Origin of the sequence: Nitrosomonas communis (assembly GCF_024102715.1) — a bacterium.
Lineage (GTDB): Bacteria > Pseudomonadota > Gammaproteobacteria > Burkholderiales > Nitrosomonadaceae > Nitrosomonas > Nitrosomonas communis_B.
Window position 1 is genome coordinate 1 of the sequence record NZ_JAGFJM010000112.1, and the last position, 8360, is coordinate 8360.

The 8360-nt window shown below is 43.5% G+C and carries 8 protein-coding genes, 1 tRNA gene and 1 pseudogene; 4 read left to right on the forward strand and 6 right to left on the reverse strand.

The window, feature by feature from the left end:
* The 4 genes from J5I83_RS11070 to J5I83_RS11085 all read right to left on the reverse strand — a co-directional run.
* Positions 1–803 (reverse strand): DUF2235 domain-containing protein (locus tag J5I83_RS11070; protein WP_304056018.1); only part of this gene is annotated, 803 nt, incomplete at its 3' end.
* 494 nt (positions 804–1297) lie between these two features.
* On the reverse strand, positions 1298–2269 hold the full coding sequence (locus J5I83_RS11075) for an alkaline phosphatase D family protein (protein ID WP_304056021.1): 972 nt from the start codon (positions 2267–2269) through the stop codon (positions 1298–1300).
* A gap of 199 nt (positions 2270–2468) precedes the next feature.
* The gene (locus J5I83_RS11080; protein WP_304056022.1) at positions 2469–2912 is read right to left on the reverse strand and encodes a LacI family transcriptional regulator; all 444 of its coding nucleotides are present in this window, start codon (positions 2910–2912) and stop codon (positions 2469–2471) included.
* On the reverse strand, positions 2909–3883 hold the full coding sequence (locus tag J5I83_RS11085; RefSeq protein ID WP_304056023.1) for a recombinase family protein: 975 nt from the start codon (positions 3881–3883) through the stop codon (positions 2909–2911). Before J5I83_RS11085 ends, J5I83_RS11080 begins: the two co-directional genes overlap by 4 nt.
* Before the next feature lie 86 nt (positions 3884–3969).
* Here J5I83_RS11085 and J5I83_RS11090 point away from each other — a divergent pair, with 86 nt between their 5' ends.
* Positions 3970–4278 carry a hypothetical protein gene (locus tag J5I83_RS11090; protein WP_304056026.1) on the forward strand — a complete coding sequence of 103 codons (309 nt, stop codon included), beginning with the start codon at positions 3970–3972 and terminating at the stop codon, positions 4276–4278.
* Between the two features lie 131 nt (positions 4279–4409).
* Here the strand turns inward: J5I83_RS11090 and J5I83_RS11095 are convergent.
* Positions 4410–4502: transfer RNA gene (locus J5I83_RS11095), tRNA-Ser, on the reverse strand.
* A gap of 66 nt (positions 4503–4568) precedes the next feature.
* Complete coding sequence (locus J5I83_RS11100) at positions 4569–5798, reverse strand: aspartate kinase (protein WP_304056033.1); 1230 nt, start codon at positions 5796–5798, stop codon at positions 4569–4571.
* A 182-nt stretch (positions 5799–5980) separates the two neighbouring features.
* On the opposite strand from J5I83_RS11100, the gene J5I83_RS11105 reads away from it, so the two are divergent.
* The 3 genes and pseudogenes from J5I83_RS11105 to J5I83_RS11115 all read left to right on the forward strand — a co-directional run.
* The gene (locus tag J5I83_RS11105; RefSeq protein ID WP_304056029.1) at positions 5981–6418 is read left to right on the forward strand and encodes a hypothetical protein; all 438 of its coding nucleotides are present in this window, start codon (positions 5981–5983) and stop codon (positions 6416–6418) included.
* Between the two features lie 256 nt (positions 6419–6674).
* Entirely contained in the window at positions 6675–7217 is a 543-nt protein-coding gene (locus J5I83_RS11110; protein WP_304056032.1) for a ubiquinone biosynthesis protein, read from the forward strand.
* 70 nt (positions 7218–7287) lie between these two features.
* A pseudogene (locus tag J5I83_RS11115) lies at positions 7288–8352 on the forward strand (AarF/UbiB family protein); the annotation flags it as partial.
* Positions 8353–8360 lie beyond the last annotated feature (8 nt).

An 8360-nucleotide genomic window follows, 5' to 3' on the forward strand; every position in this document is an offset into this window, starting at 1 on the left:
TTATTCCAATCTAATTTTTCTTTACAGGATAGGTCAGTATCGCCGAAGTACTCATTCATTAGAAATTTACTACCTGGTACAGTATCCCAAACACCTAAAAATTTAACTTCAGCAGGTTGTGATTCTCTTCCTTTTTTTCCATTTATCATTTCATTTCGAATTAAATCTGCTAACAATGGTTTATCTCCAGGCGCCCAATTTTTCCAAGCATCTTCATATTCATATTCTCTTACATCTTTAGTCATCTCTATAATTTTGTTACTTATCTTTAGCAGAATCTCTTTTTCGTGTTCATCCTCTGATATCTTAGGAATGCCAGCATATGAAATAAGACCAGCTAAGGAACGAGCAGCAAGCGCTCCTCTGCTAAAACCAAACAAATAAATATGATCTCCTAGTTTGTAATTCTTAATGATGAATGCATATGCTTGCTTTGTACGATTCTCCATTCCAATGGCTATAGCCTTACCAGCTTTTGGACTATCCGTATTCCCAACTCCATACAAATATATAGCAATTGTCTGCTTATCATTATTTGCTTTAATTTCTTTGTAGGCACGATAAATGTTAGTGGGCTTATCTGGATTGTTTGCTGTACCATCCATGAACACAAAAATACTCTTAGGTTTATTTGTATCAATCACAGGTGTAAATTCTTCTGATAATGTGGTAATGGGCTTATCAGATTCTTTAGAGGTTGCAGCACATCCAAATAGCAATAAAACCAGAGCAAAGTAGGTATGTAATCGCGGTAATTTACACGTAGAAAAATTAGCAGTTAAAGATTCGGTTAAGTTACTCATAAAACCTCCTATTATCAAAAATAACGCGTCGAATGCGCCGGCGATCCCAGTTGTAGAATCCCTCCCGCTTCACACTGCTTGTCCCATCGCTGAATCAGCTTGGGCAATACATCTAATCGCGTGTACCAACCTCAAGATAGGTTAAATTTTGATCAAGTTTAAGTTTTACCGCTTCAATCTTGAATCCAGCGTGCATGTTCAACGCCGTAACTTCTCTATTTACTCATGTCCTGCCATCTCCAGCTCTTCATTTTAAGTCGTCTATGTAAAGCTTACCGGATCACTGTCATGCAGATGACATCAAAATAATTTTTTTCTAGCCAAAAATGATAAGTTAAGAGCACTCACATGAAAACTTTGCGACATAACAGATTATTTATCGAAATCAAGAATCTATTAACCATCGCCATTACACAATTCCATGTACTGACTAGAGCAATACACTAACGATGAGCGCAGTTAGTGCTTCCAAAATAACCAGAAAGAACGTCATTTCAAAGTTCCGCCCATCTCTGTCGATCTATTCTAGACTGTTGAATCAATTCTTCTTTTCGGCATAGATCAATAGTGATTTGATCCAGATCAATGCGGAGGATTGCATAGTTATTGGTGGTTTTCCCAGCCAGCCGTGTAATCCCAGGCGGACGGGCGATACCACTGGCGACAACTTCAAAAATCCGTCCATATTCACCGCTGCCATTAAACTGGAGTGTATGGATATCCCCACTTAGCACAAGAATATTATGATCTGATGAGAGTCCTTTTAACCACTCCCAGTCCTGGAAAATTTTCCAACCTGAATCTTTGTCTCGCAACGTGCTTCCCGATGCGATCAAATTGACTGCGGGTAGATTCAATAACTGATCCTGAAGCCAACTTCTTTGTTGTTGTCCAAGGAGGTCTTTTTTGTTTGGGTTTCGATAAGTCCGCCCGTCGGTGAGGATAAGCTTTATGTCGTTAGCTAAATCAACCGTTTGATAGATGCCGCCAAGATCTTCTACTTGAGAAAATCCGTTGGAAAAAGGATAGGGTGGGTATTGCACCACTTTCCCGGCAAGTGCCGCTCGGAATTGTTCGAAAAGCGCTCGGGATATCTTGCGGCGCTCAGGCCATACAAAAAATTCATCCTGTGAGCTTCCAACACCATCAGAACCGTAGCTGTTATTCCATGCAAAATCGTGGTCATCCCAAATAACACATATTTGATGGATAGCCTTAACTGCCTGTTGATAAGACGGTACGTTCCATTGCCGCTTGTAGTTGTCATACATGTTTTCAGCAAATTTTTTATCACTCCAATTCTTTGGAGCCCCAAGCCGCCTCTTATTAAATTTCCCCCAGTCCATGTAAATATTGTCACCAAGCGACACGAGGCAATCCGGGTCATGGGCTATGACGTTAGTCCAGGAACTTTGTTCAGAATCATCTACAGCGTCAGCACACGAAACAACTGCTATCTTAACCATCCACCCACCCCCTTAAAAAAACTATGTCTTCATCAGGGTACAAGAAAAGTAAGCACACTTTTTGCTACAAAAATATACGTCTAACAAGATGTGTAGTCAAACTAATTGTTGAACGTGCAAAGAAACATTTATTTTTTCTCAACTTAGCACTTCAAAGAATGAATATTTCGGATTATTATTTTGAAAAAACGGGAAGAACTCAAGTAACTGAAGCACAATTGATCCTCTCCCGCTGCTTCTCCCACAACGCCGGCGGGTCAACCGCAAGATCGAACAAGATAATGTTATCGGGCAAAGTTTCATCCAGAATCACAGCCACAATATCCGGCGCAAGCGTGGTCAAGTTGACCATCCGGCTTACGTGGCTACTATCGACTCCTTCGCGGGCAGCGATTTCTCTGAGTGACTTTGCTTCACCCGATTCCAGCATGATTAACCATCGGTGGCCGCGGGCCAAGGCTAACTGCAGTGGTGTTGCCGCCGTGTCCCAAGGCCGAGCCTTTGCAGTTTCACCATTGGGTAACGTGACCAGCTTACGCCCGCTGCGACGTTTGATCTGTATTGGCACAAACAGAGTTAACCTACCATCACTTGCCTGGATAATATCCGGCTCACCTGTTTTGCTGATTCGGATATCGCTCATGCCAATGCCTCCTCATGTTGCTCAATTGGCTTCGGACTCATTTCCAGCACCAGCCGCTCAATGCCGTTGGCACGCAATCTCACCTCTAGATCGTTGGGCGAAACAATGATCTTCTCGACCAAAAGCTTTACGATACGTGCTTGCTCCGCTGGAAATAGTTGCTCCCAAATCGCATCGAGTCGAGTCATGGCCACGGTCACTTTAGCCTCATCCAAGGTTGGATCGAGCTTGGTCGCCTGCGGTAGCACTTCTCTCAACAGATCTGGTGAGCGTAAGATCGCACGCAGTTGGTCGAGTACCGCCGATTCCAGTTCTGCAGCAGGCAAACGTGGCAACCCCGATGCACCCGCATGCTCCTTGGCATCACGCTGCGGAATGTAATAACGATAGCGCCGTCCGTTCTTCTTGGTCGTGTGCCAGGGTGACAAAGCTCGGCCGTCATTGCCAAACACGATACCTTTGAGCAGGTACGACACCTTCGCCCGAGTAGCATTGCCACGCACGCGCCCATTGGTAGCGAGGATGGCATGCACCTTGTCCCACAGAACACGATCGATAATCGGTGGATGCTCAGCTTGGTACCACTGTTCCTTGTGACGCAAATTTCCAAGGTAAGCACGGTTGTTGAGTACTTTGTAGATTAAACTCTTATCGATAGGCTTGCCTTCACGCACTTTGCCATCCTGGGTTACCCAGGATTTCGACGTTACGCCATCCAGCCTCAATTCCTTGACCAACATGGTGCTGGAGTCCAACTCGACGAAACGCCGAAAGATATGCCTTATAATCTTGGCTTCACGCTCGTTCGGTACCAATCGGCGATTTTCGACATCGTAACCGAGTGGTGGAATGCCACCCATCCACATCCCCTTGCGCTTGCTGGCCGCGATCTTGTCACGGATGCGCTCGTCGATGATCTCTCGCTCGAACTGTGCGGACGACAGGAAGATGTTCAGAATCAACCGACCCATCGACGTCGTGGTGTTGAACTGTTGATCACCGAGAGGAACGATATCTATTTCGCTCAAAGACTTTCACCATCTTGGAGAAATCCTCCATGCAGATCGTGAACCAAAACGATCCTGCCAGCCTCGATGTTGTTCATCAGGTGCTTCCGAGACAAGCAAGCGGCGTTCTTGCCAGAACAATAGAGATCGGCATGGTCGTCGGCGAACGGAATTTAGTCCTTGGAAGGCAGCCTTGCGACAAAAGTGTTTTCGGGGTAATGCAGATAGTCACTGAAGCCGAAGGTTGGCTTACTGTTGTAAGCTGGCTTAGCTGGCTTTCGATTAGGTCAATACGGCTGACTACAAAGGATCGAATTCTTAATAGTCAATGTCAGATCCAATTAAGATTAATTTTCTAAGCTGTCAGATCAAGTCTAGAGCTTTTACAGATGAAACGTAGTTAAGTATTGTTTATCAGTACGGTAAATGGTACGGTAGAAATAATATTTAAATTACATTTTATTTTTAATCAACCACTTATATTAATAACTGGCGGAGAGAGAGGGATTCGAACCCTCGATAAGCTTTTTGAGCCTATACTCCCTTAGCAGGGGAGCGCCTTCGACCACTCGGCCATCTCTCCTTGAAAGCCGCAAGGATAGCGGGTAAAAAATTCAAGGTCAAATTTTTGTGTTTTTTCTTTACAGACTTATAGCGTCTGATCCAGATCAAAAGCCTTATGAAGCACTCTCACAGCAAGCTCCATGTACTTCTCGTCCACAACTACTGATATCTTGATTTCTGAAGTTGTAATCATCTGGATATTGATTCCTTCCTCAGCTAAAACGCGGAACATCTTGCTGGCAATACCCGCATGCGAACGCATTCCCACACCCACTACTGAAACTTTGGCAATTTTATCACCACCAATAACATCTCGTGCACCGATATGAGGCAAAATCTTATCCCTCAATATATTCATTGTATTGATAAATTCACCACGATTTACAGTAAAGGAAAAATCAGTTGTCCCATCATGGCTCACATTCTGGATAATCATATCCACATCGATATTAGCATCAGCAACAGGACCAAGAATTTGGTAAGCAATGCCTGGATGATCTGGCACACCCAGTATGGTTATTTTTGCTTCATCGCGATTAAAAGCAATGCCTGAAATAACGGCCTGTTCCATATTATCATCATCCTCAAAAGTGATCAGCGTGCCATCTCCTTCTTCTTCAAAACTAGAGAGCACTCTGAGCTTGACTCTATATTTACCAGCAAATTCAACAGAACGTATTTGCAATACCTTAGAACCGAGACTCGCCATCTCAAGCATTTCTTCAAAGGTGATTGTTTTTAACCGCCTTGCTTCAGGGACGATACGAGGATCCGTCGTATAAATACCATTAACATCAGTGTAAATCTGGCATTCGTCAGCCTTAAGTGCCGCCGCTAGCGCCACGCCAGTTGTATCCGATCCACCGCGCCCTAGCGTAGTAATATTATTGGCTTCATCAATGCCCTGAAAACCCGCAACTACCACAACATATCCTGCTTTTAGATCAGCGCGAATTCTGTCTTCATCTATTTTTAGAATTCGTGCCTTGGTATGTGCGTTATTGGTTAATATCCTGACCTGTGCACCTGTATAACTCTTAGCTCTAATATTAAGCTCCATCAATGCCATCGCTAACAATGCAATGGTAACTTGCTCTCCAGTAGAAACCATTACATCCAGTTCACGAGGATCTGGATTGGATTGAATTTCTTTAGCTAATGCGATAAGACGATTAGTTTCTCCGCTCATAGCAGAGACAACCACCACTAACTCGTGGCCCTGAGCACAAAATTTTGCAATGCGCCGAGCTACATTTTTGATGCGCTCGGTACTACCAACCGATGTACCGCCATATTTTTGAACGAATAAAGCCACTGAATTAACCGATCTTGCTTGAAATTGAAACAATCAGAATGACCCTCAATTCTACACGTTTCTTGGTAAGAACACTATCTCCTTACCCTAAATTCAAATAAAAAACACTTGCGAGATTATTATGATGGCCTGTAGTATTCCTAAAAAACTCTTCATAGTTTTGATACAAACTGGTGAACAACATGGCCGGTCAAAGATATGTAATCAGACAGCAAGATAAAAATGCTGCGGTGAGTTTCATTGATGATCAGATAACTAATAATTCATGCTGGCTAGCTACGGACGAGACGCAACACCTAATTGCCAGGCTTGAGTATCGGGATGCCAGATACGATTCAATCACCCTTAACGAATGGTGCAGGAAATGGTTGAATGAAAATCAGTGGATCCAGCTAAAAAATGCAATTAGTATCGCAAGAGATCAAATTGAAAACCAGAAATATAGACCGCAGCTTAAAACTATCAATTTAACTCACACTGCATGGCAAATTCTTTCTGAATTGGCAACGCATGATGAAGCGACGCTTTCTGAAGTTATCATCAAGAGACTGGGAAATGAATGGCTAAATTCAGAGAATCATATTGAAATTATAGCTAGGCATAAAGCAAATCAATCCTGACACAAAATTTTCTAATACGGCCTCAAGCTAGCTTGGATAAATATGATTACAGACTAGATAATCACTATGATTTCAATCATAAAGCAATCGATCTTTTTTATTTAAGAAACAACTGACGACAGTTACACAGCATGAAGATCAAGCTCTAATTATTCCATTATCTATGCTACCATCCATTGCACTTACTGCATTTAATCATCTATTGAGTGAAGAATCATGGGCATGTAGGCGCTTGCAATCCTATGCAGGCAAATCTGTGCATCTTTCCATTCTCCCTCTAATTGATTTGAGCATAGTGATACAAAGCGATGGAAAATTAGCATTAGCCCACCCCGCCAATTCCATGGCCGATACCATACTCATTATCGCACCAGGACTATTACCGCGCCTGATTATGCACGATGAAAATGCTTTTCATGAAGTCAAGACTACGGGGGATATTGCATTTGCCAATGAATTACTACTCATTGCGAAAAATCTGCATTGGGATATCGAGCAAGATTTAAGTGCCATTTTTGGAGATGTGTTAGCTCACCGCGCAATTAAAACAGGGCAAAACTTGATCCATTGGCAGTCTACAAGCCTGCTTAAGCTATCTCAAGCCATGGCCGAGTACCTCACGGAAGAGAAATCTGTCTTATCCAATCATGACCATTTTGATAGTTTCATCACAGAAGTAAACTCGCTACAAGATCACGTAACACATCTGGAAAAACGAATTCGCCGCTTAATCAGCCTGTCATCTTTCCCCGCAAAGATTAATATTTCTTTACGAACAGGGAGCAGTGAAACGAGTTAGAATAGAACGAACAATAATCCTCATTCTTGCTCCTCCACTCATTTATATACCTTGTCAACCTAAAGAATAAATGCGCATTTTCCGCTTCCTCAAAATTATTCTGGTCGCATTTCGTTTTGGCCTGGATGACATTTTACTAAGCCATCCTCGTTTACGGCTATTGCGGCCGCTTACCAAGTTAGTACCATTCCGGGCGCGACTCAAATTGCCACGCGCCGTGCGCTTACGTCTGGCGCTAGAGAAACTAGGACCCATCTTTATTAAGTTTGGGCAAATGCTTTCCACTCGCCGTGATTTGCTGGCGCAGGATTTTGCGGATGAACTGGCAAAACTCCAGGATCAAGTGCCTCCCTTTCCATCTGATCTGGCAGTTGCCACGTTAGAAAAAGTCTATGAAAAACCCATTAATGAAGTATTTTTTAAATTCGAAAAACAGCCAGTAGCCAGCGCATCAGTCGCTCAAGTTCACTTTGCAACATTACATGATGGCACGGAAGTCGCAGTAAAAATTCTACGTCCTGATATCGCTCCCGTCATTGCACACGATGTTGCATTGATGGAAACTGGCGCGTGGCTGCTCGAATCAACCTGGCCGGACGGAAAACGCTTAAAGTTACGCGAAGTAGTCACAGAATTTGCACGTCATTTGGAGGATGAGCTCGATTTAATTCGTGAAGCCTCCAATTGCAGTCAGTTACGGCGCAATTTCCTTGATTCTCCATTACTATTCGTTCCAGAAGTCTATTGGGATTACTGTAATACTGAGGTCATGGTCATGGAGCAAGTGAAAGGGATCCCTATTAGCCACGTCACCACGCTGCGTGAACATGGCATTGATATCCCCCAGCTTGCGCGTATGGGGGTTGAAATTTTTTTTACACAAGTATTCCGGGATGGCTATTTTCACGCCGACATGCATCCCGGTAATATTTTTGTCGGATTGGATGGTCGTTATATTGCCGTAGATTTTGGCATTATGGGAACGCTCAGTGATGAGGATAAAAACTATCTGGCGCAAAACTTTCTCGCCTTTTTCCGTCGTGACTACCGGCGCGTAGCGCAAGCGCATGTCGAAGCAGGGGGGGCGCCGAGACATCCCCGCGTCGACGATTTTGAAGGTGGCCTTCGTGCCGTTTGGTAACC

What these genes read in the sequence shown, in the direction of transcription:
- J5I83_RS11075 (WP_304056021.1), bottom strand. Translation starts at nt 2,269, where the DNA reads ATGGTTAAGATAGCAGTTGTTTCGTGTGCTGACGCTGTAGATGATTCT.
- J5I83_RS11080 (WP_304056022.1), bottom strand. Translation starts at nt 2,912, where the DNA reads ATGAGCGATATCCGAATCAGCAAAACAGGTGAGCCGGATATTATCCAG.
- J5I83_RS11085 (WP_304056023.1), bottom strand. Translation starts at nt 3,883, where the DNA reads ATGGGTCGGTTGATTCTGAACATCTTCCTGTCGTCCGCACAGTTCGAG.
- J5I83_RS11090 (WP_304056026.1), top strand. Translation starts at nt 3,970, where the DNA reads ATGCAGATCGTGAACCAAAACGATCCTGCCAGCCTCGATGTTGTTCAT.
- J5I83_RS11105 (WP_304056029.1), top strand. Translation starts at nt 5,981, where the DNA reads ATGGCCGGTCAAAGATATGTAATCAGACAGCAAGATAAAAATGCTGCG.